Here is a 25,520-nt window from a genome sequence, read left to right as displayed (position 1 = left end):
GCGAGACGGGCCCGCATCCTTGATGCTCCTCTTGGGCCAGACAGCGACCATTTCAGTGAGGTGAAACATCAAATTCCTGCCAACAAGGCCGTTGTGATTGGCAAGACCGTCTGGCCAATGATCGGATCGCGATGCTAGCAGGAGCTTGGGAGAACCGAACGCGCCTGCAGCCAGGACATAGATCCGGGCCTTGAGCCTGATCAATTGGCCGTTGCGCAGCGCCTCCACATGGGTGATCCGATTGGCGTCCGACCGTAGGGTCCTTACCGTGCACATATCGAGGATTTTCGCATTTCCGGTTCTCAAAGCCGGCTCGACGCCTGCAGAGCGGCCATCCATCTTGCATGCGCGGGGGCATTTATGGCCAAGGCAAAGCCCACAATCAGGCAGGTTTTTAACGGCGAGATGGAGATTGTAGGGGTGCAAACCCTGCCGCGTCAGGCTCTCCATCATTGCCTGATTGGCCGCATCCAGCTGGATGGATGGCAACAGCTTCGAATGGGGCTCGCAAGAGAGCGGATCGGCGCTGCCCCTCACTGAATAGATCTGTTCGGCCGCGGCGAAATAGGGAGCGAAAGCATCGTAGCTTACTGGCCAGCCACCTGTCGGATGGCGGTGTCCGCGAGTTTCGTCGATGTCATGCCGCTCGGGGCGTTCCAGGGTCGCGGCATAAAAGACGGATGACCCCCCTACTCCGGCGCCGATCGTAGCAAAGAAGGTGGATGTTTTTCCGTTGATGGTGCTTTTCAGCGGCGTTGGCCAGGAGCCATGCTGCAGGCGCGTTGCGGGATCTTCGATGTCATTTGATGGGAACTTGCCCGCGGAACTGGAACCAAGAGGCCCCTTTTCCAAAAATAGGACCGAAAAGCCTTTCTCGGCCAATTTGCGGCCCAGGGTGCCGCCGCCAATACCCGTGCCAACGACAATGACATCCCATAGCCCGCTTGTTAGGTCATCGAGCATAGCCAAACACTCATACGCGCCTCCAACTAACTAGTGCTTCCCAACCCGCTCTAGAGAGAATAGTGGCGTTCACAGCGCGACCACAGGCAGCGGTTGAAGTTTGCAGTGCATCGAATTTTGGAGACGCCGTAGGCGGCTACCCGAAAGCAACTGAGCCGATCTGCAGCTTCGATTTGCCCGAACCAAACCATGGGCAACATCAAGCGCGCCGAATGTGCCTCCATAGCCCACCACTTCCAAGTAGATCGATTTGGCTAGTGCAATTCCGTGAGCATGCACGCATCCCGAGCGCAAGCTTGAGGGGAACAATAATGTTGGAGCAGCAGCAGCTTACGGGTTAGTGCGTATCACCGACAGACAAGAAAAGGAATGTGGGCCCATAAATAGCTAAAAGCGGTGATTGCCGCGCAGTGGCTCGAACAGGCATTGGTTGGGAAGGTGTCGGGGCACCGATATTGGCAAGATCAGGGGAACGGACCATAGCTATTCCGCAACATCTAGCTCCTGTCGCCTATTTGACTGGAGAATATCCTAAGGTCTCCCATACATTCATCCAGCGAGAAGTGGAGGCACTGCGCAAGTTGGGCGTGCCTGTACAGACATTCTCGATACGACGAGCTTCTCCAAAAGATATCCCGTCGGACCAGAAGGCCGAAGAAAGCCAAACCTTTTATGTGCTTGAACATTGCAAAGAACCTAGACGATTTATTCGAGCTCATCTGACGAAGCTTGCAACCACACCGGCCGCCTATTTCAAGACACTCAAGCTTGCATGGAGTTTGCGGCAAGCTGGTATGCGATCCATGCTGTACCAGCTGTTCTACTTTGCAGAAGCAGTGGTGCTGGCCGATGAGTTGCAAAGGAGAGGGATTGCCCATCTCCACAACCACTTTGGCGATTCCAGCTGTTCGGTGGCCTTGCTCACCAGCACACTTTCGGGCATCTCATACAGCTTCACCGAACACGGACCCGCTATCTTCTTCGAAGGGAAGCACTGGCATCTCGACGAAAAGATTGCGCGCGCGCAGTTCGTTATCGCCATTAGTCACTTCTGCCGCTCGCAACTGATGCTGTTTTCCGCGGCCGAACATTGGAGCAAGATTGCAATCGTGCACTGCGGCGTGCATCCGGGCCGCTACAAGGTAGGGGCTACGTCCAAAACGACCAAGAAAGTTCTCTTTGTCGGGCGGCTAGAGCCGGTGAAAGGTGTGCTGGTGCTGCTTGAAGCAATTGCAAGGCTAAAGCAACGTCATCCGGACATGCAGCTTACTGTTGTCGGTGACGGAAGTTCGAGAGGCGCTATCGAAGCCGAGGCGCAGCGGCTGGGGCTCACCGGAATGGTTGAGTTCGTCGGCTATAAAACACAAGGCGAAGTTGCAGATCTTCTGGCAAGAACGGACATGCTGGTGCTTCCCAGCTTTGCCGAAGGCGTTCCGGTGGTGTTGATGGAGGCGATGGCGAGCGGCAAGCCGGTCATCGCGTCACGCGTGGCGGGCGTGCAGGAGCTTGTGGTGGACGGCGTTGCTGGGTTCACCGTTCCGCCGGGTGACAGAATCTCGCTTGCCGAGCGGATCGAGCGATTGTTTGCCGATACGGTCGCTCGAGAACGCATGGGACAAGCCGGCCGGCAGATGGTCGAGCAAAGCTTCAATGTCGATGTCGAGGCACGCTCACTAGCGCAATTGTTCGCTGGAGCGCAGCAGGGGGTCGGCGCCTCTGCCAAAGCGGGGCAGGCAGCGGGCCCCAACGGCAATCCCATGCGCAACAGTCAAAAGATTGCCCTCGCAGACCGGCTCGGGCAGGCACCGGGCCATACAGCGTAAACTAGGAGTGGTCAGAGAAAGCTTCGCTTTACGCGCCTGGCGAGTGCCGCGACATCACGGACTACTGCAATCCTGTCCAGCGGGCGAAGATCATGGACATCGGTGCGTGATGATCGTTGATGGCCAAGTTCTGGTGCGGCGATCCAGGTCGCTATTTGTGGATGTGCTTTGCGCAACCACGTGTAAGCGCCGTCGACGTGCATTGGTCCACCTTCAGGCGAACCTGCGGCACGTTCTGCCATGGCCTTCAAATAGGGCACAGCCAACTCAATGGCCGGTCTAGACAGCGCCAAGAAGTGCGTGCCGCTAAAGCCATCGTCTGGCCTCGCCTGCCAAAGCTGGTCAGGAATGGCGCCTCCTGGTGGCGGAAGGTGACTTAAGTGTCCGCCATAGAAAAAGCCCCACTGCTGCTTGGCTAACTTGCCCAGCGCCGCAGGAATGAGAACTTCGGCATCGCGGGAGAAATCGAGATCATCCTCCAGAATAAGAACGTCCGCGGCTCCGTCGTTCAGGGCGGATTCGAGCACTCCAAGATGGCTGAAGAAACAGCCCCGAGCTCCGATTGTTTCAAAGCCACCCGCATCATCAGGCCGGCTCGCTTGGTGGAAAGCGACTTTGCTGCCGTCTATAGGAATGCCTAAGCGGGCAAATTCGCTTGTGGCTTCCCTACGCCGGTCTGGGCGCGTCACTAGATTGATGATCCGTATGCGATCGAAGCTTTCAAGCAGCGATTGACCAGCTGGTGTGGCCATGAGCCCTCCGTCGCAGATAAAACAGAATGGGTCCGATCGACCACTCATTTTGCAATCACGTCGCGGACCGACCTCCACCTGACCTTAGTGGCACCGGACAATGAGACACTCCATCACAGGAGCTAGCCATTTTAATTAAAGGGGCTGATTATCGCAGCGATGGCGCGGGCTCCAACTCCAAAGGTTGAGGTTACAGCGGGCACAGCCCGGAGCATCATCCCGGAAATTATTTCTTCCAAGCTGCGGTGGAGGAGGCTGGGGCGATCTTCAAATCTTCGCAATCTCCGCTATCGTTGGGTCCCGAGGCTTGCTGTAGCGATTCGGACGTTCTTAGTACACGTGCGATCATTCGCAGCACTTCATGGTCACGTTGCGTGAGATCGGAAAGTGGATTGAAGTGCTTGTGTTCCATTTCAAACAGCCTACAAACAGGCACGCAGTGTGCACGTTTGCCGCAATGATCCTCCCACCCAATCATGTGGGCAAGTGACGTAGATCAATCGGCTACCTAATCTGTCCTGATGACATGCCAATGCATATCGAAGCCGGTCGCCTCAAAAACGCCCGGGTTCAAGTTGGATGATAAAGTTCGAGTAACCCCATAGCGAGACTGTTGCAAAGAAGTGCTTGGTCAGTTTTTCTATTCCAGTCGGCTCCTTGCTGATTGCATGCAGGTGGAGATGCAGTGGAAGGATCGCGGGGCGATCGGCGTGCTGCATGTTCCCGAATCGGTGTCCAACCTGACCAAGGGCACGGATTATGAGTTTATCAAATCCGGGGAAAGCCTGGCTCTGCCGATTGCCCTTGGATTGGGATTGATCCTGGCAGGCCTCAGCGATGCAGATCTTGTTTTGAGTGGGGACAAGACCGCCTGGAAAGAAAACTGGGGTGCTCTTCTGGATGCACCTAGCCGCATTCTCTGATTTGCAAAGGGCGTGGGATAGTCAGGGTGCGGGTTTGTCTCCGGTCCATCGTTGCTATCTGATTGGCAAAGGGATCAGCATGTAGGCTGAAAGCTCATCAGCTCGGCGCCTAGCGCACGATAGCGATCGTTGCTCCCTCAAACGCGCAGTAGGACCTTACCTCAGCCTCACGGCGGTCGTCTGGTGCCATCCACTCGATACCACAATCGCCAGGATCAATGAGGCGCGCCGACAACTCGTTGCTGTCCAGGCTGCGGGTGCGAACGTAGATCTGTGTATCGAAATCCTGCACGGAGCCGGCAAATGGCGCAGTTCCGCCTGGGCGGATGAGCTGGTGAGCGCCACTATCGTCGCGAAGAGTCTGAGTAAGGCGCCCCCCGGTCAGGTAATAGAGCGGGAAATAGACGTGACCCCAGTTTCCCGAGCTGTCATGGACGACAATGGTTGATTCTGCATCGGTGATCTCGCTGGCGAGCCAATCCCCTGGCCCATGCGTGTAGAAGCTGGAGTGGCGCATCAATTGGACGTCTGCACCAAGGTGAGCACCAGTCAGGCACATTGCACCAAATAGCGCGAGACCCCTCCCCCACTGCACCGTCAGCGCACTAAGGGCAAAAAGCGACAGGAAGGGCACCAGCCAGATATTGTAGGATGGCGATAGCACATTGAACCCGCCAATCACGAGATTGAGCACGTTCAGCAGCCCCATCGCAAGCACCAGCGGCAGGAAAAGGCCGGCTGTCAGCGGGCTGCCCCGGCGCAAACTCACCACGGCGATCACAAGCAAGATGGCCATGCCCAGCAGCGCCAACGCGGTCAGTAGCGGCGAGGACCAATGCACGCCATGCATCCACAGGCGCGCTGCCATTCGAGCACCTTCCCGGATTGCTTCGACCAGGGAGGGATCGGCTGAGCTGCCTCCCGCGGAAAGTCTAACCGACGCTAAGATGAAGGGGACTAGGCCGGAGCAAAGGGCAATGGCGATGCCGCATCCTACAATGACGGGGAAAACAGGCTCTTTTTGAGCAAAGCGAACCAGCAACAGGGACAGCCACAGCACCCCTGCCATCACCACGCCGAAGAAATGGGTGTATGCGGCCAGCACACAAAAGAGGCCCAACCCTATCAACCAGACAGGCTCATCCGAGCGGCTTATGGCGCGGATATAGGCTAGGCATGCCCAAGCCGAGAGGCTGAAAAAAAGGGGGTAGGCCCTGATCTCGCCGGCCTGAACGATGGTACCAGGCGCCAGATAGACGATAGCGAGAGCGAGAGCGGGCAGTAGCCGGCTTTTGGGGCTGATCTCCCTTGCTGCAAGGAAGATGGCCGGGGCGCCGCAAGCGATGGCAAAGATGCCAAAGATGCGCATGGATAGCTCCGACAGGCCGAAGCATTGCGCCCAGAGAGCGCCCAGCCAATAGGACAAGGGCGGCATTCGGTCTGGGGGGACGCCTGGAATGGGATTGCTGTTTCCAATCAGCCAGCCGAGCTGATCAGCGAAAGACAGCGTCAGGCCTGACAATTGTGTCGTTTCGTCCACCCAAATAGCTTGTGACAGGGCAAAGGCAAGCGCCAGACCTGCAAAGGCGACCATTATGAATGATGATGGAACCGCGCGGATCATTGTTCAATAAACCGACGACGGAAGACGAGATAGCGGTTCCCGAGATAATTGAAGACCATCCCCGCCGCGACTCCGCTTAGCGATGCGACATAGATCGACTGCGCCGTTTCAGGCAACGGCGCGTGGAGCATGGCCAGGGAGACCGTGTAGTTGACGGTAACGCCAATGGCAGAGGCCGTAAGGTATCCAATGAACTGCTTGAACGCATTGCCATGCCTTGCATAGCTGAAGGTGAAGCGACGATTGAGCAGGAAATTGGTGACGACGCTGACCGCGATACCACCCGCTATGGCCACTTGTTCGTTGAATCCGCTGGCGAGCAGCAACGTCAAGACGGAAAGGTTGATCAAGACCCCTGATGCCCCAACGGTCAGGAATTGCATCAGGTACATGGCATTGGCGAACTTATGCAGATACAAGCGCCGCAAGTGCTTGATGTATCGCAGCTGTTCTTTCAGCGTGAGTTTGCTTTCGCCATAAACCCGGTCCTTGAACTGGATCGGCACTTCACCGACGTTCTCGAAACCGCACTTGACGATCAGTTCAAGAGCAATCTTGTAACCGATCGCGTTCAGATTCTCAGCCTTGTCGAAATCTGCCCTGCGCATGCAGAAGAACCCGGACATTGGGTCGGCAACCTTGGTCAGCGGTCTTGCAAGTAAGGTTGCGACGCGGCTGTTGAGCCATCGGAAGAACCCCCAGTCATCATCAGTCGAGCCGCCTGGCACATAGCGTGAACCGAGCACAAATTGCTGTCCAGAGGACAGCGCCAAAATCATCTGCGGTATGACTTCTGGCGGATGGCTGAGATCGCAGTCCATGCAGATCAGCACCGGGTTGCGCGCTTGTGCAAAGCCTTCGATCACAGCCGGACTGAGCCCGCGCTTGCCTGATCTTTCCACCAGGCGTACCCACGAATAGCCGCAAGCCTCTACTGCCTCGATGCTGCCGTCACGGCTCTGGTCATCCATGAAGATGAGTTCGACATCGATCTTTTCGCGCGCCCTGAGGCGTGCAACACGCTCGATGACAAAGGGGATGTTCTCACACTCGCGGTAGGTGGGCACGATGATGCTGAGGGGCACATGGACTTCAATTCGAGCCAGTTCGCTTGTTGGCGCCTCTACTGCTATCCCGAGGGGAAGCTCTAGGTCTGCGCTGGTCATGCTGTCCACCTCAGAATGTCAGAGCCAACAAAATTGGCAGTTAGGTTGCGTAAATTGACACCAAAGTTTGGCTTACGATCTGGCTCATTCTATTTAGTGCCTGAGAGTGGGGCGATCGGGACCGACTTTAATGAGGTAGCCGGCCTATTCGGAGGTGGCGTTTAGGCGGTTGCTTTCAAACATCAGGTTGGTACCTGCAGAGCAGCAACACCGCAGAGGTATCGAGATGTCCTAGGCAGTCAACTCAACTCGCTTCCGCATTGGTAGCATGTGGGGCGCGTCGGAAGAGGCCTCCGGATCGATGTTAAATTAGGGATATGCAACAGCAATTCGGCCCCCCTGGGTCACGGCCACTGAATTTCGGGCCTTAGCCCCGCTGGTGATCGCCGACCGTCGCGAAACAATCGTCAACTGCATCGATCATCTCGATCGCAGGATCGAACACGCGGAAAACAAGGTCGGTCGCTGCAATCCGAACAGGGAGGTGACGGTCAGTTTTAGTGGCACAAGTGCGAAATGGTGAGAGGGGAAAGATCACCCTCACTGTCCAACGATCTTTCATGTTGAAGCCAGCTGTCCCACTCCGGTGGGGTCAGCGGCAAGGCGCGACCTTCCAGTGTTGCGGCGAGAATGGCGGCAATTCGTTCTGTGGCACGGGTGTGTGACAGCCATTTTTTGGCAAAAACGCGGCGGGCCTTTGACAGGCTCTCTGGTTCCGGTTCCAGAGCCATACGCATAGCCTCCGCCACCGCTGCCGCGTCCCTAATTGGTACGGGGATGCTGAACCGCTTGGAGGGCAGATACTCTCGCAAGACATCGGTGTTTGAGTGGACTTGTCGCGCTCCTAGATGCAGAGCGGTGACCACGGTGATGTGGCCTGCACCCCGTTCACCATCACGCAGCAAGGTGACATTGATCGCGGCATTGCGAATACAGTCGATGCAATCGTCCATAGGCAGATCACGGTAGATATCCAACTTTTGTTCGAGCTCGGGATCGACTTGCATATAGCCCGGGACCACGGCGATCCCTCTAATGCCAGCCAGACGCACCGCTTTAGCAAAAGTCTCCAGGTCGCGATTGTTGCGCCCGATCATGCAGGCATAGGGCTTTGCGACGGCCGCAAAGCGGGTGCTTTCTGAAACTGGCAGGTCATAGCCCCAATGGCTGAATACAAACCGATCAATCGGCAGCTTATGTAGCGCGGCGAAAAGCTCAGCCTCTCTTGTTGAGTGAACAACAATGGTTGACGAGCGCGCGAACACCCAATCGATTTTCTTTTGCAGCATCGAGTAACCTGAGGTGATTGGTCGAGCTGAAAGGTTCATCCCGATAACCACGTGCGGCGCGTTGCTGCCGGATAGAATCAGCGCGAGATTGACCAGAAAGCTGCGCCGGTATTCTGTCGAGACGACGATATCCGGCCTGCGCATCAATATGGTGCGAAATATATACCAGCCGATGGCCCCCCAGCCCTTGCCCCCGACAACATGCGTTTCCGCTCGGAATTGCCGTGGGGCAAGTTTACGGATGTAAGGGGGCAGCTCGCCGCTGACAGTTGTGCGCTCTCCAGCGTTGAATTCGATATACAGGGAGGGCTTCCGGTTGGCGTGCATGTCTAGATCATTCCCGGGATGGTCAAAGATCGATATCGGCACTGAGGCATGGGCGCTGGATCGATGCTGATCAGGTTGTTCACGAATGACAGGCAGTCGAAATAGCTCTGGCTGTATATCGGTCCTGAAAAGTGTCCGTGTGACTCCCGCGATTAACGCGAGCTTTGGAGTGCGACGGAGACAAAGCCTGAATGGCCTCTTGCATGGACGTGGCTTATCAGTTTTGTGGTGGATCACGGTGTTGGTGCCGACGATGAACAAGCAAGGAAGGTGTCCGTCTTCATGCTTGGAGATGTCGCCCAGCCTCGCCTTGCCGCCAGTGGAATGCCGTTGCAGTGTCGGCCCAAGTTGAAACAGCATCAGCTAGCGGGTTGTTCAGGCAATGGCTCTAGAATGAACCGGCAACTCGTCTCCTGAACCAGTGATCTGTGCGCATGCGCTGCAAACGAGGTTCGAGGATGGGATCGTATTCACCTTGGCGCTGCTCAATGAGGTTACGCCATGGATAAGCTAGGTTCTTGAGCTTTAGGTTTTCTATATATGCGTCAAGGGTGGCGACCATCTTGGCAGGACTGCCTACAGCCACCGAATTCTCTGGTATGTCCCTACTAACTACGGAGCCTGCCCCTACAACGGCGCGAGGTCCAATCGAGACCCCGGGTAGAACAATGGTGCCGTACCCGATAAATACGTCGTCAAAGATTCGAATGGGCCCCACGGCATCCAACTTTGTTTTGTATGCCCGATTGATCATGTTCACGCTGCCATCATGGCACGTGAAAAAGCCGCCTGTGATGTGAACGTTGTTGCCAATGATCATACTGCCAGGGTCGGCAAAGTAGGCGGATGGATTGATCCAATTGCCTTCACCAAAGCTATAAAAGCCGCCGTGACGCCTTAGGTATTCTCCCCATTCTTCAATCGAAGGATTTCCCAAGCGACGCCACAAAGCAGCGCCCTTACCAGTAGAAAGCGCACGATTGCGGATATAGCTTGTAAGATATTTTCGCAAACGCCGTTCCTTGACGCTCAGGGTGTCATAGACAACGACATCGTGAACCCGACGACAATAGACCGTAGAGTTGAGCAAATTCGGATCAGCCAGATGATGTAAGTTGAAGTGCTTTGCTTGCCGCTGTTGCGCGAGCCACACGAGTTAGCTGGCCGACCTACACTGCAAATTGCGTCGGTGCACATGTGAGGGACCTCGCCGCAAAAGCATGCCGCAATGTCGAGATGGGCTTACCTGAGCCCCTGTTGCCGCCGCTAATTTGCCAGCGCTCGCGAGCTGCCGTAGCTCAGTGGTAGAGCGCCCTTTCGGTATGGGAGAGACTGTGGTTCCCTCCCGCACGGTATCACCATCTCCCTCCCGCTATGATCTTTGTTAGCGAGTACCACTCATTGGCTTCCTCGCGCTCGCGAATGCTGTTCTTGCGAGTGCAGCTGGGTAACGGTGGCCGCTAAGTTGCAGCCATTCTGATCGCCATCTGATGCCGAGATCGCGCGAAAAGGCTGGCGACAAAGCTCACACCGAGGGCAATAAGCATGAGATTTTTGGCGAATACGAGCAATGAGCCGGCCAGTTGAGCTGATGTAACCGCATCATAGTTGCTGTAGACGAGTTTGAGTATCGCCAGGGCAGCACAGTAGAGAGTGATGTCCCGACGGGTGCCAGACAGGAAAACGAACGGCATGAGCCATATCAAGTACTCGCCGGAGAAAACCTTGGATGTCAACAAGGCCAGAACAACAATTGCACCGGCGAGGCAGGCAAGAATTTCAATCAAACCCAGTGTTTCGGCGCTGGCCGTATCGCGTTTCACAAGACTGGGCGTAAGCAACAAGATGGCAGCATAACCAAAGAACATTACAAGTTGGGCACCCGCAAGTACCCATTCCGGCGCGGTGACATTGTGGGATCCGAACGAAAAAAGTGTTTCCGGGATGCTCCCCGAGAGAACGGTTATTAGTGCGCTCAAATTGCCGACGGCGCTCTCTATTTGCGCGGGCCGCTCTGCCATATAGTTAAGGTAGCCGAAGCTGTCAGCGGGACTGGTACCGAACGAAACGATCATAATGAGGTGCGGGATTGCAAAGGCGAGCGCCGAACAGACGCATAGCCATAGCCCAGGCATAGGTCTCCTGGAGGTGAAGCAGGCAGCTCTCCATCGCCAATCTGGTCCGAGCGCGTAAATTGCGAATGGGAGTACGAGCAAAGCCGGCCAAAGCTTGATGGCTGCACCAAAGCCCAAGAATGCGCCCGCTAGCCCGAAGTGCTTGCGCTGCATCGACGTTATCGCGCCTAGAACCAGTGGCACGGTGAAGATGTCGAAGCGGGTCACGATGAAGCTGCCCGCCAGGTAAATCCATGCGACGATGGCTCCAACGGTGAACCATAGCTTGCGCGTCGTCAGCCTAGCTTTCACGACCATCGAGAATATGTAGGTGATGGACAACGCCGCTATTGCGGCAGCAAATGTCGCATAGGCTACACTGAAGGCGCCAATGCTTGGAAAGATGAAGCGCAAGGCCGCGAATATCAGCAGGATCCCAGGGGGGTATTCGCAGGTGAAATCTGAATAGGGAGAAAGTGGATCTCGAAAAACGCCATCGATCGGGCGCAGCTCACCTACACGCTGTTGTACCCAATCGGAAAAGCCCGGTGTGTAAACCCCTCCAGTAAGCATGCCTCCATATTCCCAATAGAGGCGCAAATCGCTTGCCCGCATCACCAAAGCCATTAGCAGCAAGCCAGTTAACCCTGCTAGCACGGCAGGAGCGAGATCTAATCTGATTTTCCGATCTTCAAGCATGCGGCGTTTCCGAAGATGAGGATCGGCAAAAGAGAAAGCTATCGAGAGCTAACACGGGAACCGCTGCTGTCCTGGGCTGAGGAACCGTTTGACGTGCGCCAGCCTGGTTTAGTTCTGCTAGGGGCGACCTGCGCAAGAGCCTTCTTCGTAAGCGCTTCCTCATAGACCTCTATGATCCGGTCGACCTTGCTCTCCCAGTTGTAGCTCGTGCGCACCTTTTGTGCTCCCGCCGCTCCCATGCGCTGGCAAAGATCAGGATTGCTAGCCAGACACATGATTGCAGCACCTAGGCGACTGGAAAAATCAGCGCGCGGAACGGGAGACACCAGGATACCGCAAGAGGGGTCGAGGTAGTCGGCAGGCCCGCCCCAATCGGATCCAATCACAGGCAGGCCGAGGCTCATGGCCTCAAGGATAACTGCGCCGCCACATTCTCGCACTGAATTGAGGATTAGCGCATCGGCGGTTGCTAGGTGCGCCGCACATTCTGCCTGCGCTAGAAAGCCATGGAAGTGAACTGCTCCGGCAAGGCCAGGCTGCCCAGCAAGTGCTTCGAGCCGCTCCCGTTCCGGCCCATCGCCGAGGATGTCGAGCGTGACAGGAGTGCCCGCTGCTCGCACAGCAGCCAGGGCCTGGAGCGTTGTATCGACAGCCTTCCACGCGATAAGGCGGCCCATGAAGATCAGCCGAAATGGGGCATTGGGCGGACGCGGCTTGCGCTCCGCGGACGACCAAGTAGCGAGGTCGACGCCATTTTCGACAAGATCAATTACGTTTGGGTGGTCAGAAAAGGGCAGGCTTGCCCGGGTGCGCTCATTGGCAACCAGAAGCGCTGTTGCCTTCCGCTTTCCTGGAACAATCCAGTTCGTGAACCGTGCTATAGTGCGCCCGAACGACACGATGCGCCGGGCAGCATGGCTCTCCAGATCGTCAAACCCGGGAGGATAGTTCATTCCCCCGTTCATTGGTCCGATCACTACGGGCACGCCGAAGCCATGAATGGCTGAAGGGGCGAGCGGCGACACAGGAGCTGGCTGGTGAATAAGATCAACTTGGCCGGCCGCGATGAGGTCGCGGATGATACCGGCTTGAAATCGTTCGTTGACGAAGTTCAGAAGCGTTCCTGCGATCAGATCGCCGAGTTGGGACGGCACGCGGCGTCCGACTTCCCAGGCTGCCCGATGCCATAAACTGTCGGGAACATAGAAGATATCTTCGCGCCAAGGCGCCAATATTCTCCCGAGATCATCTTGGTTGCGGATATGCGCGATGAGCTTGGCAGGATAACCACGACGGCGGAGCATCTGAAAATACTTGAGAGGCAGAAACGCTTCTCCGCCAAACTGCGAAGAAGCATTTGGAGCAACGATGAGTATCTTTAGATTGGGCGTTTGCAACATGCCCCAAACTTAACAAATATATTTGCACTTGCCGTAGGCACTATGGGCTAACCGTAAAAGTCATCCTTAAGTACCTTCACCTTTTGAAGACGCCGGTGCCTGCTATTGCTCGCGGAAGGCGCGGGACATGCTGTCTTCGATGGGCTTGACCAGATATTCGAGGAAGGTGCGCTCGTGGGTCTGGATCAGGATCTCGGCGGGCATGCCCGGCGTGGGTGTGAAGCTCCTGACGCGCTCGATCTGCTCGGGCGGCACGGAGACGCGGGCAACGTAGACCTCGCCTGCGGCAGAGTCGGCGCCGTTGACCACGGAGTCGGCCGAGACATAATCAACCGTTCCGGTCAGGATGGGCGTTGTTCGCTGGTTGAGGGAGGTGAGGCGGATGGAGGCGGTCTCCCCTTCGCGGACCTCGTCGATCTGCATGCGCGAAACCTGCGCCTCGATGATCAGGGGCACGTTCGATGGCAGGATTTCCATGATCGCCTTGCCGGTTTCGATGACGCCACCGGGCGTATGATAATAGAGCCGCACGACGGTACCGGCTACAGGGGCCTTTATCACTGTGCGGCCCAGGATATCCCGTGCCTGTCGGGTTTGCTCGCGAATTGCGTCCAATTCGGCTTCCACCGCTTGCATCTCGTCAAAGGCTGACTGGCGGGCGGCATCGCGCAACTGAATGATCTGGCGCTCGAAGCGGGCGATCTGCGCATCGTCGGCTTCCATTTCTGCTCGCAATTCGGCAATAGCGCCGTCTGCTTCGGCAAGGGCGCGCTGCACGGCGCTTACCGCCGAGCGGGTCGCCAATTGGCGTTCCAGCAGCGTGCTCAGGGATTCCAATTGTTCTTCGAGCAGAGTCTGCTGGCGTTCCAGGGAGCGAATCTGGTCGGCATTGCCGTCGCGTTCGAACTCGAGGGCGGAAATGTTCTGTTGAAGAACATCGATGTCGTTGTCCAGCTTGGAGGCTGCCGACTCGAAGTTCTTGCGCTGGCTTTCATCGATCGCCTGCACTTCGGGATCAGCGATGGCCTCGAGTACGGAGGCGGGCGAAGTATAGCTGGTAAGGTTCGTGGCGCGGGCGCTCAGGCGAGCAAGGGTTGCTTCCAGCCGCAGCCCGCGTAGGGTGAGTTGGCGGGCATTGGCGCGTGCGGCAGTCTCGTCAAGCTTGACCAGATCCTGCCCCTCCTCCACCCGCGCGCCTTCGCGCACCAGGATGGCACCGATGATCCCGCCCTCAAGGTGCTGGATGATCTTGTTTTCGCCCGACGCCACGAAGCTTCCCGATGCGATGACCGCTGCGGCCAAGGGCGCAGTGGCAGCCCAGACGGAGAAACCGCCAAAGACTGTCGCCACAAGAACGCCCCCGATGATGGCATGCACCCTGATGGAGCGTGGGACGGCCGAATACCACTCGATTGTCTTGCCTTCGGTGATTGCGGTCACGATGCCCTGCCCTTTGAAAGTTCGCCGCCCGTATTTGGCTGTTGGCGAGGTTTGGACAGCGCGGACATGACTTCGTCGCGCTCGCCGAACATGGTGACGGTGCCATTGTCGAGAACCAGGATCTTGTCCACGGCGCGCAGCAGGGCCGGCCTTTGGGTTATTGTGACAACGGTGATCTTTTGCTCGCGGGCATGCATGATGGCCTTGGCTAGGGCCGTTTCGCCCTGGGTATCGAGGTTGGAATTGGGCTCGTCGAGCACCACTAGCTTAGGCGAGCCGAAAAAGGCGCGAGCCAGGGCGATGCGCTGCTTCTGACCGCCAGATAGCGGGGCGCCATCGCCCGCGACCACCGTTTCGTAGCCCTGAGGGAATGTGGCGATGAGCTGGTGCACATCGGCCAGAATGGCTGCATCGAAAATGGCCTTGTCGTCGGCATCTTCGCGCATGCGGGCAATGTTGGCCTTGATGGTGCCGGGAAAGAGCTGCACGTCCTGGGGGAGATAGCCGATGTTTTCGCCCAATTGACGCTGGTCCCAGTTTCGCAGGTCCATGAGGTCCAGGCGTACACTGCCCGAGGTGGGCAGGATCGATCCGACCAACATCTTGCCCAGTGTTGTCTTGCCGGCGCCGGAATTGCCGATGATGGCGAGGGAGTCTCCGGGCTTGAGGGAGAAGGAAATGCCGTTGAGGATCACCTTCTTGGTAGGCGGCGGCACGAAGAGAAGCCGCTCGACATCAAGCTGTCCACGTGGTTCGGGCAGCAGGAGGCGCTCGAAATTGAAGGGCGATGTCTGGAGCAGCAGGCGGATGCGCTTGAAGGCGTTCTTGAACTGGGTGAAGCTGTTCCAGCCTTCAATGGCCCCTTCGATTGGGGTCAGCGCACGGGCCGCGATAATCGAGGCGGCGATCACCATGCCGCCGGTCAATTCTCCATGGATGGCGAGATAGGATCCCCAGCCGAGCATGGCGACCTGGGTCAGCATGCGGCATGCCTTGGAGCACGACGCCATGATGATGTTGCGGTCTTGCGCCATGACCTGGGAGCGCAGGGAAAAGGCGGTGTCGCGCCCCCAGATGCGGACGGCTTCTGGGATCATGGCCAGGGCGTTGATGATCTGCGCATTGCGCGACATGGAGTCGAGATGCGCTGTTGCCCGGCCCAGGAAGCCCGATGAGTCGGCGAAATGTCCGGCCGTCAGCTTCTGGTTGATGAAGGCGATGATGACGAGGACGATCGAGGCCGCGACAACAATTGAGCCCAGATGGGGGTGCACAAGGAAAACGGCGAACACGAAGAGCGGCGCGATGGGGGCATCAAGAAAGGACAGCAGCGTTCCGGAGGTGATAAAGGAGCGCACCTGCTGCAGATCACCCAGAACCTGGTATTCACGGCCTGTGCCATGGAGCGAAGCACGCGCTGCGGCCGACAAGATGGGCGCACCGAGTTGGGCTTCAACTTCAACGGCCGTGCGCATCAGGATAAAGCGCCGGATCGCGTCGATCATGGCTTGCAGCACCACGGCACCGATCACAACAGCGGTCAGCATGACGAGCGTGTCGATGGACCGGCTGGTGAGCACGCGATCGGAGATCTGGAAAAGGTAGACGGGTATGGCGAGGACCAGCACGTTGATGACGATCGTGAAGGCCATAACCACAGCCAGATTGCGCCGGACTGCGTTGATGCCGTTGCGGAAGCTTTCGGCGAAATCCGGCGTTGGTGTGCGCCGGTGAAACCCGCCGCCCGGTGGCTTTGGTGGGACCTGCGCGCCTTTGGAGGGGCTCCGGTCACCAGGGCGCAGGAGGCCGCGTTCCACGTCAATTACTGGCGGGATTGGTTTGGGTCCGGTGCCGGGAAAAGGCTTGTTCAGCGGCGCTTCTGCGCTGGGCTCGGGCGGCACCGACGGGGCGTGCAAAGGTTGCTTCGCCTCGGCGGCAGGCTGCTCCTGCCGTGCGGCTTGCCTTGGTCTTTCAGCAGGACTTGGCTGTTCTGTTGCAAGACGGTCGAGCTTGCTGACAGCGGCGTCTATATCATCCAGGACGTCCTGGATCGTGCTGCCGCTTCTTTCGAGGTCTGGATCGGCAACAGGCGTTTTCGAAAAGGCTTGGTGAAGCATAGGCCCGGTGCTCCGGTTTAGGCGAGAACGGATTGCATGACGTCTGCCGGTGCAGAGTCGGCATGGGAAATCGGCGCGTGGTAGAAATCGGGCGTGACCTGCAGGGCGGGTTCCTGTTCGAGGAAGGCCACAAGTTCATTGGGCAGGCCCGTTGCGCTGGAAGAGGTGGCGTCCATCAAATCAGCCTGGATCAGGACGGCGTCTGAATAGCTGCCGCCGCCCACGTAAAAAGTGTCACTGGCGGAGGCGTAGTCCACGATGCTCGCGATATTGGTCAGGGCATTCTGGCCCGTGCTGACCGTCCACTCGCTTCCGGCAAGCGCCTCTGCCCCTTGAGCGTAGACGGCAAGAGTGTCTGCGTCAGTCAATACATTGGTCTGCTCGACATAGCGCAGGTCGTAGACATTGCCGGTGACATAGAGCACCCGCAGATGCCCCAGACCTGCGAGCGCGGGATCGCCGGAGAAGCCGTCCGGCATGCCCAAGTCGCCGCGGCCCAGCGCTTCGGCAGCGCCGGAATAATGATCTGGCAAGGCGCCCGTTGATCCTTGCGGGCCATATTTTAGGATGCTTGCCTGGTTCCAGAGCAGATTGCCCGATGTTTCGGAGGACCCTGATAGCTGCGCATCGGCCAGCATCTGCAGCGTATCATTGTCGTAAAGGATATTGGTCTGGCAGATCAGATTGGCATCGTAGAGATTTCCGCCGATGATGACGATGTCGTAGTAAAGGCCGAGATTGGCGAACGACAGATCGTTGTGGATGCCATTGTTGCCCGTGTCGATATTGGTGGTCGAACCGGTTGCCGTCATGACCACAAGATCATTGTCGGACGCAAAGGTGTATTGCGCGACCCATTGGAGGAAAACCAGATCTCCCTCAAGGATGCTGACCGTCCAGTTTGTTGGCATGGCCTCGGGGTTGGCGGCGATAGCCGCGCCCTGCGCATCAAGCGTGTTGTTTGTGAAACTCGCGATGTTGAAGGCAGCCGTTGCTCCGCCGGTGGAAGCGCCGGGGAAGCCGGCGTCTACGTGGTCGATATCGATAAAGGCATTGGCCTGGGCGATGAGATCGAGCTGGAAATGATCGCCCAAAACCGCAACGATGGCAGGGGCAAGGCCCGCGTCGATGATCGTTGCCTGATTGGCGAGAACATTGTTCCCTGTCGCAACGGTGATGCTGTCGTCGCCGGTCTGCAGCGACACAGATCCTGTGGTCACCGGCGCTTCCTCGCTAGGTTCAGGAGGAAGCCAATCCTCGAGCACCGGCAGCTCGGTGACCTGCTCACCATTGACATGCGTGCCTTGGGTTTCCGAGCCTACGGCTGAGGACACCGACATGCCGGGCGCCTGGTACTGCGCCATCTCCATCGCAGCGTCGGCAGCTGCAGCCATGAACTCAGGGATGGTGTGGAAAATGTCGTTGGAAGACAGATCGGTTAAGGGCGCCGAGAAGGCGTCGAGATCGCCAATCATGCCGTTGAGGGCTGCATTATCGTGCTGGTGATTTGGAAGCGGTCCTGAATAGCCGCCAATCACGACGACATCATTGTCGGAGAGCTCGACATATTGCGCCACGATCATCCCGACCGAGCCTGGCACGGGACCGATCAGCGGCGTGGGTTCGACCGGCACACCAGGGGACGCGCCTTGCATGAGCGAGGGAAGCTTGGGACTCCAGTCCGGCTCGGGCATGCGCATCGGCATCAATTTGATGGCGAGCGGCGGCGTTGATGCGATCACATGGGCCTGCGTGGCCTCGGGCGTATATTCGATGAGGGGATTGTTGGGCGTCAGTTCCAGAACCTGACGCGGAAGAGGAGAATGGGCATCGGGCAGCGGCTCGGGGTTCGGGTTCTTCACCACATGGGAGAACTCATCATATCCGTGTCGGAGCCGCGCTATTTCTGCCTGGGTTTCGAACAGGCCAATGAAGTGGGCAATCGTCTCGCTTATGCTGTCTTGATGCATCTGCTCTTCCCCTCCTCCCAGCGGAGAAAGGCACGCGGGTTAAGCCGCGTGCCTCCATCTTACGGGTTGGAAGATCAGCCGTTGTCGACGCTGTCGCCAACCGAGCTGTCGGAGTCGCCGCCAATAACAGTAATGTCCACCGCGTTCTGCTGCAGGTTGGCGCCCATGGCGATATCGAGGTTGAAGGCACTTGCCGAAACGGTCGCATCGCTGTCCGCTGCCGCGGTAACACCGCCGCTGCTGCTGGAGAACGGGTTTCCGCCAACGCCGTCCCAGTCCGATCCCAGCGTGCTTTCCGCTGCGTTGGCCCAGACCTGGAAATTGCCCTGGTTGTTCTGGCTGACATTGTTCAGGCTGTCGTTGTCGACGATGTCGGCCACCTGGTTCATGGCAAAGCCCATGCCGCCATCAAAGGAGGCACCGCTGAACACATTCTCGAAGTTGACGCTGATCTCGCCGAAACTTTGGCTCGAGTCATTGTAGGCGTCGGTGATCGTGTTGAAGGCGTCGGCTATGTCGACATCGAGGTCGAAGGCCGTAGAGTTGTCATTATATGAGTCGTTGGTGGAGTTGTCCGAGTTATCGGAATTGTCGGAGTTGTCCGAATTATCGTTGAACGAGTCGTTGATGGAGTTATCCGACTTGTCGTTGAAGGCGTCGGCATAGCTCACCGAATTGTCGGAATTATCGGAATTATCCGAGTTGTCGTTGTTGGAGTCGTTGGTGGAATTGTTCGATGAGTCATTGCCGACATTGTCGAGTGCGACGTCGATCGAATTGTCCGAATTGTCCGAATTATCCGAGTTATCGGAGTTGTCATTGTTCGAGTCGGCCATGTCGATGGACTGATCTTTGAACGCATCCGTGATGTTTCCGCTGTCGCTGACGTCATCATCGGAGTTGCCGCTATTGGTCATAGAGGCATCGAGTTGGAATGTCTCCTGATTGGACCAGTTGCGGCTGTTGTTGTTGTTGCTGTCGTTAGTGGAGTTGTTGGAATTGTCCGAGTAATCGTTAGCGACATTGTCCAGAGCGACGTCGATCGAATTATCCGAATTGTCTGAATTATCGGAATTGTCCGAGTTATCGGAATTATCAGAATTGTCGGAGTAGTCGTTCGCGACGTTGTCCAGGGCTACGTCGAGCGAGTTATCCGAGTTGTCCGAATTGTCGGAATTATCGGAATTGTCCGAGTAATCATTTGCGACGTTGTCGAGATCGACATCGAGCGAATTGTCGCTGTTGTCGTTGCCTGAGTCCGAAACGGAATTGTCAGAATAATTATTGGCAACATTATCGAGAGCGACGTCTATCGAGTTATCTGAACTGTCGTTCCCTGAATCATTGGTTGAGTTATCCGAGTTGTCGTTTCCGCTGTCGGTGAGGGAATTGTCGGACGAGTCGTTCGCGATATTTTCGAGTGCTACGTCGAGCGAGTTATCGCTGTTGTCATTGAAGCTATCAGCAACAGAATTATCGGAACTGTTGTTGCCGGAATCGTTCGTGGAACTGTCGGAGTTGTCGTTGAGGCTGTCGGCAACTCCGATCCCGATCGAGTTGTCATTGTTGACGTCATTCTGCTGATTAACAAAGCCGTCGTCCTGGAGGACGCCTTGGTTTTCGACTGGCATGATGGTTGCTCCCAAGAAGGGAAATCAGGCGCGGCCCTCAATCTTCTATGAAAGGGTCCTGCGCCGTCAGTCCCTGGTTTTGCCCCCGAATCTGCGAACCAGTTCGGCGAGCACCGAAACCTTGAGCGCGCCGATGCCCATTTTATAGACAGGCATTTTAGCTAGACTTTTCGGCTTATTTGACTGCTGCCCTTGCGAAAATATGTTGGCCGCACCTGGCACATAGAACTCTGCCTCAAGCAGGAGCAGTGCCCGCAGCTATGCCGAAGGCTGGTGTTAGAACGAGGGGGCGCCAGCCATCCAGTCGCAAGGACCAGCCAGATCCTTTCGCGCTCAGCCCCCATGGAGAACGGGATGCACGGGTTAGGAAAACCGGCCGAATTGCGCGCCGGACAGGGAAAGCCCAAGATTGTTTTCCTCGCAACCGCTGAAGCCGGGCTCGATGTCCTGGTGGATTTATCAAGCCAAAGAATGCCCAATTTTGCCGTAGAGCTGCACGATCCTTTCGCGCGCTTTGAGACGGACCAGATGGTCGACCTCGTGCTGATGCGCCCCATGGTTGAAAGTGACGTGACCCGCTACCTTGTTGCGGGTCGGCGGCTCTATCCCAATGCCGCCATGGGCCTTCTGGTGGGTGGCAGGCTGCTGTCGGGCAGCGTTGAGCTGCTGCAATCCGGGCTGGTCAGGGGGCTGGTGCCGTTGAACATGGATATTGGCGTACTGGCAGCGGTGCTGGGCATCCTTGTGGCGGGAGGCGAGTATTGCCCACCGGACCTTGCCATGCGGTTCCCCAAGCCCGGCGTGGTCCAGACCGGGGAACGGGAGGATGGGCGGAACTATGCCGCACACCGGCTGACCCCGCGCGAAACGCAGATCATGGGTCTGCTTTCCAAGGGCCTCCAGAACAAGATCATCGCAGCGCAGATGGGCCTTTCCGAACACACGGTGAAGGCGCATGTCCGCAATCTTTTCGCCAAGCTCCGGGTCAGCAATCGCACCCAGGCCGTTGCCAAATGCCGCGACTGGATTGGGGACAGCAGGTATGACGCAGCTGGTGACCCCATGCGGGGGAACGGCGCTCAGCTGCACCTTTCTCCCAGATGAGCAAGACCGAGCGCCTGTTTGCTCTGGTCGGCAAGCTCAACTATGTCTGGTCCAATACGGAAAGCCTTCTGATCTACCTGATCTCGCATTTGATCGGGACCGACAAGGAAAGCGCCATTGTCATTTTCCTGACGCTCAACACAACACGCGCGCGTCTTGACCTGATCGAGCGCCTGGCCAAGATGGCCCGCACTGACCCGAAATCGCGCGCCGATGCGCTGGGCATAGTTGCCGCCATGCGGCGGGAAGCCAAGGTGCGCAACAAGTACACCCATTGCGTTTATTCCTTTGACAGCAATGGCGAGATCGAGAGTACCCAGCTCATGCGCATCGCCGATTTTGGCGACGACCTGCGCTACGGCAAGATGGAGGATCTCGACGAGGCGGAACTCAACAGTCTCGAAACCACCATTGCCCATGTCGTCGAGATCAATCGCTCATTGATGAACTATCTGGCGGGCCGAGGGATCGTCATCTAGGAGGCGCTCCCTCAGTAGCTGGCGCGGCCTTAAGTGCGGCCAGCAGCAACATGCTTGTTGACCTACGTACATTTACTGCTTCAAGGAAGTGGGGGGTGTTGAGCTCGTCCAGGGCCAGCCAGCAAGTACAAGCAAGGTAGCTCGTGAGTTCGGGTAAGGTCGCGCTGATTACCGGCATAACGGGCCAGGATGGCTCGTATTTGGCAGAACTGCTCCTTGAGAAGGGCTATTTCGTACACGGCATCAAGCGCCGCGCGTCCTCGTTCAACACCCAACGCATCGATCACCTTTACCAAGATCAACATGTGGATGGCGCCCGAATGGTCCTCCACTATGGCGACCTGTCTGACACATCCAATCTGACGCGGCTGATGCGGGACATTGATCCTGACGAGATCTACAATCTTGGCGCGCAATCGCATGTGAAAGTGTCGTTTGAAGCGCCCGAATATACCGCCGATGTGGATGGCGTTGGCACGCTGAGGATGCTTGAGGCTATTCGCTTTTTGCGCCTTGAGGGAAAGACGCGCTTTTATCAGGCTTCCACATCCGAGCTTTACGGGCTGGTGCAGGAAACGCCGCAGCGCGAGACAACGCCGTTTCATCCGCGCTCGCCCTATGCTGTTGCCAAGCTCTATGCCTATTGGATCACGGTGAATTATCGGGAAGCATATGGAATCTATGCCTGCAACGGCATCCTGTTCAATCACGAGAGTCCTCGCCGTGGCGAAACCTTCGTCACGCGCAAGATTACACGCGGACTGGCAAACATCGCATTAGGTTTCGAGCGCTGCCTCTACATGGGCAATATCGACGCGCTGCGTGATTGGGGACACGCGAAGGACTATGTCCGGATGCAATGGATGATGTTGCAGCAGGATCATGCAGAAGATTTCGTGATTGCGACTGGAAAGCAATATTCCGTTCGCCAGTTCATTATCTGGGCTGCTTCGGATCTGGGCATTACTCTCCAGTTCCAAGGCTCGGGCGATGAGGAAGTGGGTGTTGTCGCTGATGTGGAAGGCGATCTGGCGCCGGGCGTCGCCATTGGCGATGTGATCGTAAGGATCGATCCCAAGTATTTCAGGCCTGCCGAAGTGAACTCGCTGCTCGGCGATCCAACCAAGGCAAGGGAGAAGCTAGGTTGGGTCCCGGAGATCACAGCGCGCGAAATGTGCAGGGAGATGGTTGAGGCAGACCATAAGGCTGCCCGCCGCTATGCGCTGCTGAAGTCGCATGGACTGGATCTTCCGGTTACGCTGGAATGATTGTGACCGGTTCAGGAGGCTGAGTTATGAGCTTTGATCTCGGGGGCAAGCGCGTCTGGGTTGCCGGTCATCGCGGGATGGTAGGCTCGGCACTGGTGCGGCGTCTCGCAAGCGAAGGCTGCGAGATTGTTTCGGCCAGTCGGGAGCTGGTAGACCTCAAGCGGCAAAACGAGGTCGAGGCATTCCTCGAGGACGCCCGCCCGGATGCCATCATCATCGCGGCGGCAAAGGTGGGCGGCATTTTGGCCAATGACACCGAGCCAGCAGAATTTTTGTACGACAACATCATGATCGAGGCGAACATCATCGCCGCCGCCCATGAGCTTGAGGTGGAAAAACTCCTCTTCTTGGGCACTTCCTGCATCTATCCCAAGCTTGCCCAGCAGCCGATCACGGAAGATGCCCTCCTGACCGGGCCGCTCGAGCCCACCAATGAGTGGTATGCGATCGCCAAGATCGCCGGCATCAAGCTGGCCCAGGCATTCCGCAGGCAATATGGGTGCAATTATATCTCCGCCATGCCGACCAATCTTTACGGGCCGGGAGACAATTTCGAGCTACAGTCGAGCCATGTTCTGCCTGCCCTGATCCGCAAGGCGCATGAGGCCAAGCTCAGCAATGCGCCATCGATCACCCTATGGGGCACGGGCACGCCGCGGCGCGAGTTTCTGCACGTGGACGATTGTGCGGACGCCTTGGTCTTTCTCCTCAAGCATTATTCGGGCGAGGAGCACGTCAATGTGGGCTCCGGTGAGGATGTGACGATCCTTGAACTGGCTGAAATAGTGTGCGAGCTCGTCGGGTTCAAAGGCGAGCTGGTCCACGATCTGTCCAAGCCTGACGGCACGCCGCGCAAACTCATGAGCGCGGACAAACTGCGTTCCATGGGGTGGAAGCCGCGTATCGCTCTCAAGGACGGTATTGCTGCGACCTATGATTGGTTTCTCCACAACCATGCGGCGCCAGGCTCATAGCTGATCTTGGGCCGCACATCTGAACGGCAGGAAAGTGCTTGCAGCACCAGCGTTCATGAGCGCTATGGTGAGGGCGTTAGCGATCTCTAGCTCCTGGGCAGAGCGCGGACAGACATTGGCCTGTTCGGTGCAGCCGCCCGCGATGAAGTTCTCGTTTCCAGCCATGAAGTTGTAGTTCATGTCGTCGGAGCCGAAGAAGTCGAGCGCCTTTTCCCAGGCTTCCCCATAGATCCGGCACTTCTCCTGTTGCCATTGTGATCTCTCTGCTTCCTCCCCAATAGCGAATGTCGTTAAGAAGGGTAGGACGGCCGTGATGAGGAGCAAAATTATGCTGGCGCGTTTCATGCACAATGCTTTCAGGACGGAGGATAAGATCGTTGGCGCGTTGTCGAGCGCTTAGTCGATCACTGATGCGGCAAGAGCCGCTCCAATTTCCGCTATTGCTGTGTTGCGTTCCTCCATTGAGGCCGCAGTTTCCGTGATGTATATCGCGGCGACCAGCGGCGCGCGGTTGGGTGGCCACATCACCGCGATGATGCCGCGGGTGCCGTGGCCTCCGGCGCCGGTCCGATCGGCAATGCGCCAATCGGGGGGAATGCCAGCCCGCAGAAGCGGATCGCCAACCTTGTTGGACAGTAGCCAGGCGGTGAATTGTTTGCGGGCAACCCCGTCCAGCTTGTTGCCAAGTACCAGATCGTGCAAGGAACGGGCGATTGCCTTGGGCGTCGTGGTGTCGCGCAGATCCCCAGGGGTTCCCTGGTTCAAGTCCGGTTCCCACCGGTCGAGGCGCGTCGTCACATCGCCAATTGTTTGCAGGAATTGCGTTACTGCCTCGGGACCACCCAGAACCTGGAGCACCTTGTTGGCGGCGGTATTGTCGCTGGTCCGCATGGTGGCGTCGCAGAGTTCTGATGCAGGCACGGATTGGCCGACCAAAGCTTCGGTCACGGGTGAGTAGGTAACCAGGTCCGAGGCGGCGATCTCGACCGCAGTGTTCATCACGGTCTCCCCCCTGCTCAGCAGAGCCGCACAGGCCATCGCCTTGAAGGTGCTGGCCATGGGAAACCGCTCATCAGCGCGATAATCCCACGTGTTCTGGTTATCCAGATCGTAGACCGTCAGCCCTATCCGCGCGTCGAGCTTTTCCTCGAGCGCAGCTGCCACTTCAACCAGGGAATGCGATCCTTCTTGCGAAAGGCCGGGGCTAGATACAAAAAGGCCCAGGCTCATCGCCAGGAAAAGCGCAGTCGTTCTGGGCATGAAAGCGTCCTCTTGGATTGCACCGGTGCCATCGCCGGGCATGGTGGCACCTGAAGCCGAAATGGCGCAAAAGAGAGGCAGCTTGCCGGTTCCTCGACCCTCCCTTGGCAGTTCTGCACTGTTCACCACGCGCCGTACTTCTTTCTTGGCGGCACTTGCCGTGCGCACGGGTTTGGAAGTAAGTCGCGCTTGGGCAT

General features: G+C 57.4%; 19 protein-coding genes, 1 tRNA gene and 1 pseudogene. 7 read left to right on the top strand and 14 right to left on the bottom strand.

Going from position 1 to position 25,520, the window contains the following annotated elements; translation table 11 throughout:
* Window positions 1-69: 69 nt before the first annotated feature.
* A pseudogene (locus DDE77_RS20170) lies at window positions 70-963 on the bottom strand (GMC family oxidoreductase N-terminal domain-containing protein); the annotation flags it as partial.
* A gap of 587 nt (window positions 964-1,550) precedes the next feature.
* Here DDE77_RS20170 and DDE77_RS00335 point away from each other — a divergent pair.
* Complete coding sequence (locus DDE77_RS00335; protein ID WP_245895056.1) at window positions 1,551-2,786, top strand: glycosyltransferase family 4 protein; 1,236 nt, start codon at window positions 1,551-1,553, stop codon at window positions 2,784-2,786.
* Between the two features lie 11 nt (window positions 2,787-2,797).
* Here the strand turns inward: DDE77_RS00335 and DDE77_RS00330 are convergent, their stop codons facing one another.
* A complete protein-coding gene (locus DDE77_RS00330) occupies window positions 2,798-3,538 on the bottom strand; it encodes a glycosyltransferase family 25 protein (RefSeq protein WP_108395445.1) in 741 nt (246 codons plus the stop codon).
* Window positions 3,539-4,218: 680 nt separating this feature from the next.
* On the opposite strand from DDE77_RS00330, the gene DDE77_RS00325 reads away from it, so the two are divergent.
* Complete coding sequence (locus DDE77_RS00325) at window positions 4,219-4,461, top strand: hypothetical protein (RefSeq protein WP_157959573.1); 243 nt, start codon at window positions 4,219-4,221, stop codon at window positions 4,459-4,461.
* 109 nt (window positions 4,462-4,570) lie between these two features.
* On the opposite strand, the gene DDE77_RS00320 is transcribed toward DDE77_RS00325, so the two are convergent.
* The 4 genes from DDE77_RS00320 to DDE77_RS19805 all read right to left on the bottom strand — a co-directional run bounded on the left by DDE77_RS00320 (window position 4,571) and on the right by DDE77_RS19805 (window position 10,020).
* Window positions 4,571-6,055, bottom strand: a complete 1,485-nt coding sequence (locus DDE77_RS00320; RefSeq protein ID WP_157959572.1) for a glycosyltransferase family 39 protein — start codon at window positions 6,053-6,055, stop codon at window positions 4,571-4,573.
* Window positions 6,056-6,081: 26 nt separating this feature from the next.
* Window positions 6,082-7,251, bottom strand: a complete 1,170-nt coding sequence (locus tag DDE77_RS00315; RefSeq protein ID WP_108395442.1) for a glycosyltransferase — start codon at window positions 7,249-7,251, stop codon at window positions 6,082-6,084.
* A 497-nt stretch (window positions 7,252-7,748) separates the two neighbouring features.
* Window positions 7,749-8,867 (bottom strand): glycosyltransferase, encoded by a 1,119-nt coding sequence (locus tag DDE77_RS00310; RefSeq protein ID WP_108395441.1) that lies wholly within the window; start codon window positions 8,865-8,867, stop codon window positions 7,749-7,751.
* A 388-nt stretch (window positions 8,868-9,255) separates the two neighbouring features.
* On the bottom strand, window positions 9,256-10,020 hold the full coding sequence (locus tag DDE77_RS19805; RefSeq protein ID WP_157959571.1) for an acyltransferase: 765 nt from the start codon (window positions 10,018-10,020) through the stop codon (window positions 9,256-9,258).
* Window positions 10,021-10,154: 134 nt separating this feature from the next.
* On the opposite strand from DDE77_RS19805, the gene DDE77_RS00300 reads away from it, so the two are divergent.
* Window positions 10,155-10,228 (top strand) — tRNA-Pro (locus DDE77_RS00300).
* A 99-nt stretch (window positions 10,229-10,327) separates the two neighbouring features.
* Here DDE77_RS00300 and DDE77_RS00295 read toward each other — a convergent pair.
* The 6 genes from DDE77_RS00295 to DDE77_RS00270 all read right to left on the bottom strand — a co-directional run bounded on the left by DDE77_RS00295 (window position 10,328) and on the right by DDE77_RS00270 (window position 20,238).
* Window positions 10,328-11,680 (bottom strand): glycosyltransferase family 87 protein, encoded by a 1,353-nt coding sequence (locus DDE77_RS00295; RefSeq protein WP_108395439.1) that lies wholly within the window; start codon window positions 11,678-11,680, stop codon window positions 10,328-10,330.
* A gap of 38 nt (window positions 11,681-11,718) precedes the next feature.
* A complete protein-coding gene (locus DDE77_RS00290; protein WP_157959570.1) occupies window positions 11,719-12,984 on the bottom strand; it encodes a glycosyltransferase family 4 protein in 1,266 nt (421 codons plus the stop codon).
* Between the two features lie 198 nt (window positions 12,985-13,182).
* A complete protein-coding gene (locus tag DDE77_RS00285) occupies window positions 13,183-14,520 on the bottom strand; it encodes an HlyD family type I secretion periplasmic adaptor subunit (protein WP_108395437.1) in 1,338 nt (445 codons plus the stop codon).
* Window positions 14,517-16,637: a type I secretion system permease/ATPase gene (locus DDE77_RS00280; RefSeq protein ID WP_108395436.1), complete on the bottom strand. Its 2,121-nt coding sequence runs from the start codon at window positions 16,635-16,637 to the stop codon at window positions 14,517-14,519. The genes DDE77_RS00285 and DDE77_RS00280 overlap by 4 nt, the downstream gene beginning before the upstream one ends.
* 17 nt (window positions 16,638-16,654) lie before the next feature.
* Window positions 16,655-18,607, bottom strand: coding sequence for a hypothetical protein (locus DDE77_RS00275; protein ID WP_108395435.1), 1,953 nt, complete (start codon window positions 18,605-18,607; stop codon window positions 16,655-16,657).
* Window positions 18,608-18,681: 74 nt separating this feature from the next.
* Window positions 18,682-20,238 carry a hypothetical protein gene (locus tag DDE77_RS00270; protein WP_108395434.1) on the bottom strand — a complete coding sequence of 519 codons (1,557 nt, stop codon included), beginning with the start codon at window positions 20,236-20,238 and terminating at the stop codon, window positions 18,682-18,684.
* 354 nt (window positions 20,239-20,592) lie between these two features.
* Here DDE77_RS00270 and DDE77_RS00265 point away from each other — a divergent pair, with 354 nt between their 5' ends.
* The 4 genes from DDE77_RS00265 (at window position 20,593) to fcl (ending at window position 24,063) form a co-directional block, all read left to right on the top strand.
* A complete protein-coding gene (locus DDE77_RS00265) occupies window positions 20,593-21,342 on the top strand; it encodes a response regulator transcription factor (RefSeq protein WP_157959569.1) in 750 nt (249 codons plus the stop codon).
* Window positions 21,339-21,821, top strand: coding sequence for a hypothetical protein (locus tag DDE77_RS00260; protein WP_108395432.1), 483 nt, complete (start codon window positions 21,339-21,341; stop codon window positions 21,819-21,821). The genes DDE77_RS00265 and DDE77_RS00260 overlap by 4 nt, the downstream gene beginning before the upstream one ends.
* Window positions 21,822-21,964: 143 nt before the next feature.
* Window positions 21,965-23,089, top strand: coding sequence for a GDP-mannose 4,6-dehydratase (gmd, locus tag DDE77_RS00255; RefSeq protein WP_108395431.1), 1,125 nt, complete (start codon window positions 21,965-21,967; stop codon window positions 23,087-23,089).
* Between the two features lie 26 nt (window positions 23,090-23,115).
* Window positions 23,116-24,063, top strand: coding sequence for a GDP-L-fucose synthase (fcl, locus tag DDE77_RS00250; protein WP_108395430.1), 948 nt, complete (start codon window positions 23,116-23,118; stop codon window positions 24,061-24,063).
* On the opposite strand, the gene DDE77_RS00245 is transcribed toward fcl, so the two are convergent.
* Window positions 24,058-24,408 (bottom strand): hypothetical protein, encoded by a 351-nt coding sequence (locus DDE77_RS00245; RefSeq protein WP_108395429.1) that lies wholly within the window; start codon window positions 24,406-24,408, stop codon window positions 24,058-24,060. The genes fcl and DDE77_RS00245 overlap by 6 nt on opposite strands.
* 51 nt (window positions 24,409-24,459) lie before the next feature.
* Complete coding sequence (gene bla, locus DDE77_RS00240) at window positions 24,460-25,323, bottom strand: class A beta-lactamase (protein ID WP_108395851.1); 864 nt, start codon at window positions 25,321-25,323, stop codon at window positions 24,460-24,462.
* Between the last annotated feature and the right edge of the window lie 197 nt (window positions 25,324-25,520).

This window comes from Devosia submarina (genome assembly GCF_003056345.1).
GTDB lineage: Bacteria > Pseudomonadota > Alphaproteobacteria > Rhizobiales > Devosiaceae > Devosia > Devosia submarina.
The sequence above is the reverse complement of the archived record's forward strand: the minus strand, read 5'-3'. Positions and strand labels throughout refer to the sequence as shown.

What these genes read in the sequence shown, in the direction of transcription:
- DDE77_RS00330 (WP_108395445.1), bottom strand. Translation starts at nt 3,538, where the DNA reads ATGGCCACACCAGCTGGTCAATCGCTGCTTGAAAGCTTCGATCGCATA.
- DDE77_RS00325 (WP_157959573.1), top strand. Translation starts at nt 4,219, where the DNA reads ATGCAGTGGAAGGATCGCGGGGCGATCGGCGTGCTGCATGTTCCCGAA.
- DDE77_RS00320 (WP_157959572.1), bottom strand. Translation starts at nt 6,055, where the DNA reads ATGGTCGCCTTTGCAGGTCTGGCGCTTGCCTTTGCCCTGTCACAAGCT.
- DDE77_RS00315 (WP_108395442.1), bottom strand. Translation starts at nt 7,251, where the DNA reads ATGACCAGCGCAGACCTAGAGCTTCCCCTCGGGATAGCAGTAGAGGCG.
- DDE77_RS00310 (WP_108395441.1), bottom strand. Translation starts at nt 8,867, where the DNA reads ATGCACGCCAACCGGAAGCCCTCCCTGTATATCGAATTCAACGCTGGA.
- DDE77_RS00295 (WP_108395439.1), bottom strand. Translation starts at nt 11,680, where the DNA reads ATGCTTGAAGATCGGAAAATCAGATTAGATCTCGCTCCTGCCGTGCTA.
- DDE77_RS00290 (WP_157959570.1), bottom strand. Translation starts at nt 12,984, where the DNA reads ATGCTCCGCCGTCGTGGTTATCCTGCCAAGCTCATCGCGCATATCCGC.
- DDE77_RS00280 (WP_108395436.1), bottom strand. Translation starts at nt 16,637, where the DNA reads ATGCTTCACCAAGCCTTTTCGAAAACGCCTGTTGCCGATCCAGACCTC.
- DDE77_RS00275 (WP_108395435.1), bottom strand. Translation starts at nt 18,607, where the DNA reads ATGCATCAAGACAGCATAAGCGAGACGATTGCCCACTTCATTGGCCTG.
- DDE77_RS00270 (WP_108395434.1), bottom strand. Translation starts at nt 20,238, where the DNA reads ATGCCAGTCGAAAACCAAGGCGTCCTCCAGGACGACGGCTTTGTTAAT.
- DDE77_RS00265 (WP_157959569.1), top strand. Translation starts at nt 20,593, where the DNA reads ATGCACGGGTTAGGAAAACCGGCCGAATTGCGCGCCGGACAGGGAAAG.
- DDE77_RS00260 (WP_108395432.1), top strand. Translation starts at nt 21,339, where the DNA reads ATGAGCAAGACCGAGCGCCTGTTTGCTCTGGTCGGCAAGCTCAACTAT.
- fcl (WP_108395430.1), top strand. Translation starts at nt 23,116, where the DNA reads ATGAGCTTTGATCTCGGGGGCAAGCGCGTCTGGGTTGCCGGTCATCGC.
- DDE77_RS00245 (WP_108395429.1), bottom strand. Translation starts at nt 24,408, where the DNA reads ATGAAACGCGCCAGCATAATTTTGCTCCTCATCACGGCCGTCCTACCC.
- bla (WP_108395851.1), bottom strand. Translation starts at nt 25,323, where the DNA reads ATGCCCAGAACGACTGCGCTTTTCCTGGCGATGAGCCTGGGCCTTTTT.